Consider the following 675-nt stretch of genomic DNA (forward strand, 5'->3'; position numbering starts at 1 on the left):
CAGCAGCGCGTTTATCGGATAAAGAGTGTTTCAACCTTATCTTCGCCCCTGGCTTCTCAAGTAAAGAGAAGATCTCTGATATTTCAGGCCGCGGTGTGGGTATGGACGTAGTTAAGACGGCGATCAACACCCTAAACGGCTCTATCGACATCGATTCAGAGCTGGGTAAGGGCACGAAGATCACCATCAAAGTGCCACTGACTCTTGCGATTTTGCCGACCTTAATGGTGGGTGTTGGCGGTCATCCGTTTGCACTACCACTTGCGTCAGTAAACGAGATTTTCCACTTAGATTTAAGCCGCACCAACGTGGTAGATGGTCAGTTAACCATCATCGTTCGCGATAAGTCTATTCCACTGTTCTACCTACAAAACTGGTTGGCGTCTAAGTCTCCTCGCGTGGAGCAACGCATCGGTCATGGTCATGTTGTGATTGTGCAGATCGGCAGCCAACGCGTTGGTTTTGTCGTCGACACGCTTATCGGTCAAGAAGAAGTGGTTATCAAGCCATTAGATAACTTATTGCAAGGTACACCTGGTATGGCTGGTGCGACGATTACCAGTGATGGTCACATTGCATTGATTCTTGATGTGCCAGATCTATTGAAGCAATACGCAGCAGCTTCGCGCATCTAAGCTGACGTAAAGAAAAGGAACAAAATGGCGATTAAAGTAC

1 protein-coding gene is annotated in these 675 nt (G+C 47.6%); it reads left to right on the top strand.

The features are described 5' to 3' along the window. A partial coding sequence (locus R7R78_RS26685; RefSeq protein WP_225474680.1) for a chemotaxis protein CheA occupies window positions 1-635 on the top strand: 635 nt, incomplete at its 5' end. Window positions 636-675: the final 40 nt, after the last annotated feature.

The organism is Vibrio sp. 2134-1, from assembly GCF_033339495.1.